Source organism: Mesorhizobium sp. M7A.F.Ca.CA.004.04.2.1 (assembly GCF_004022825.1).
Taxonomy (GTDB): domain Bacteria; phylum Pseudomonadota; class Alphaproteobacteria; order Rhizobiales; family Rhizobiaceae; genus Mesorhizobium.
This window is the reverse complement of sequence record NZ_RZPH01001189.1, coordinates 1-1,668: the sequence shown is the minus strand read 5'-3', so window position 1 is coordinate 1,668 and position 1,668 is coordinate 1. Positions and strand designations below refer to the sequence as shown.

Genomic DNA, 1,668 nt, shown 5'->3' with positions numbered 1-1,668 from the left:
TGCGGATCGCCCATGCGCAGCATCGTTGCTGCGGCCCCGACGACGCCGATGGCGGCGGCACCGCTCAAAAGAAAGTCGCGACGGTTCATGACCGGTTCCTCCTGATGTCCTTTTGCCAAACTATACCGCCGCGCGGAAATCAAAAGCCGGTGACGGTAGCCCCCTCGAACGAACACTCCGCGCCCTCCCACATCCGAATATGGGCGGCGCGGAGTGCGCGGGTCAATTGCGGATCACGGTAGCGGGATCGTGCAATCGACGGAGGGCCCTTGCTGCCAGTTCGCCGGCAGCAATCCCCTTGTTACATCTTCGGCAAAAGAACCTTGTCGATGACGTGGATGACGCCATTGGACTGTTCGACATCGGCGATCGTCACATTGGCGACATTGCCGCTCTCGTCGGTGACGGTGACCTTGCCGCCGTCGGCCTTGAGCGACAGCTCGCAGCCGCCGACCGTCTTGACCTTGTGGGCGCCGCCGTCAGCCTTGGCCATCGCGGCGACATCCGCCCCCATCGCCTTGGCGCCGATGACATGGCAGGTCAGGATCTTGGTGAGCTTGTCCTTGTTTTCAGGTTTGAGCAGCGTCTCGACCGTCCCGGCCGGAAGGGCCGCGAAGGCCTCGTTGGTCGGAGCGAACACGGTGAACGGACCGGCGCCCTGCAGTGTCTCGACAAGGCCGGCGGCCTTCACGGCGGCGACCAGCGTGGTGTGGTCCTTCGAGTTCACGGCGTTCTCGACGATGTTTTTGTTAGCATACATCGCGGCGCCGCCAACCATCGGGTTTTCGGCATAGGCAGCGGTGGCAAGGGCCGAAACGGCGATCGTACCGGCGAGCAAAAGGGTGGCGTATCTACGCATGATGTCAAACTCCTCGGGTTTTTCTCTTCCCATTTTTGGGGACGCGAGGAGATACGGAACAGAAGTGCGGGAGTTTCAGAAATATTCTTATTTTTTATTTTATCCGGGATGCCGAAGAGATTTTGCCACGCAACCGCTTGCCGGCTACCATGCTGTCTACGGGCGTGGAAGGTGGGAGATACACTTCAGGTACTCTATTTTGAGTCTGGCGACGCCAAGAGCCGGTCAGATGCTCTTCAGGTCGCCGGCGGCGACCACCGGTCCGGTCGGCTGTCCGGTCGGCGAACCGCCTGACGGCTCGAGGCTGACGGCAAGCACCGCGCCCTGGGCAAGCTTCTGCTGGGCCGCCGGCGAGACGACGATATGTGCCGTAGCACCGGTCGGAATGACGCCCATCGAGACCGGCGGGTTCTTGCCCTCGATCATCCACAGCTCGAAGTCCTTGCCGGAAGCACGCTCACCGGAGACATGCGACAGGCCGACTTCGTGATGCGCGGCGTCGTAGACGGCAAGATATCTGACGTCGCTGCCTTCGGCGGCCAGCGAAGCGACGAGGCGCGCCTGCGGCTCCTCGACCGGCGGGTTGAGGACTGGCACGGCAATGTAAATCGCCAGTGCCGCAACCGCAGCCGCGGCAAGGCCGCGCCAGAAAGCGAGGCTGGACCACAGGCCGCCGCGCGATTCGGCGGGCGTGGTCACGGCGGCAGCGTTCGCGAACAGCCGGCGGTCGACCGCGGTCTTCACCGAAACCGGCGGCTCGATTTCCGGGTAGGCGGCGGCCAGCGGTGAGAGACGGACCTCCCATCCCT

At 63.4% G+C, this 1,668-nt stretch carries 3 protein-coding genes; all 3 read right to left on the bottom strand.

The window, feature by feature from the left end; genetic code table 11:
• Positions 1–89: ubiquinol-cytochrome c reductase iron-sulfur subunit N-terminal domain-containing protein (locus EN893_RS32820; protein ID WP_281062520.1), on the bottom strand; the 89-nt coding region annotated here is incomplete at its 3' end.
• 212 nt (positions 90–301) lie between these two features.
• Entirely contained in the window at positions 302–859 is a 558-nt protein-coding gene (locus tag EN893_RS32815) for a fasciclin domain-containing protein (RefSeq protein WP_127267219.1), read from the bottom strand.
• Positions 860–1,084: 225 nt separating this feature from the next.
• Positions 1,085–1,668 (bottom strand): anti-sigma factor (locus EN893_RS32810; protein ID WP_128362130.1); only part of this gene is annotated, 584 nt, incomplete at its 5' end.

Excerpts from the sequence above, each read along its gene's own strand:
- EN893_RS32815 (WP_127267219.1), bottom strand. The coding sequence starts at position 859 with ATGCGTAGATACGCCACCCTTTTGCTCGCCGGTACGATCGCCGTTTCG.